At 43.3% G+C, this 245-nt stretch carries 1 pseudogene; it reads left to right on the top strand.

The window, feature by feature from the left end:
* Positions 1-245, top strand: a pseudogene (locus KVT28_RS26115) (VgrG protein); the annotation flags it as partial.

Raw genomic sequence — 245 nt, 5'->3', positions numbered from 1 at the left:
GGTTAAAAACGCGGGCATCAGTAAGGCGGGGGCAGCAAATATGCAGAGCGTGATGAAGTTGTTTGAGCCGGGAAGTTTTGATGAGAAGTTTATTATCAGGAATGCGTTAACGAAAGAACCACTACCAGGCAAAGCCTATAGCATTACCCTGCCAGATGGTTCTGTTTTTTCAGGTATCACCGATGGCATTGGCGCATCTTCTCTCAATTCATCTGATGTTATTGACAATATGATAATCACCTTAA

The organism is Pantoea sp. GbtcB22, assembly GCF_019091025.1.
Taxonomy (GTDB): Bacteria; Pseudomonadota; Gammaproteobacteria; order Enterobacterales; family Enterobacteriaceae; genus Pantoea; species Pantoea leporis.
The sequence above is the reverse complement of the archived record's forward strand: the minus strand, read 5'-3'. Positions and strand labels throughout refer to the sequence as shown.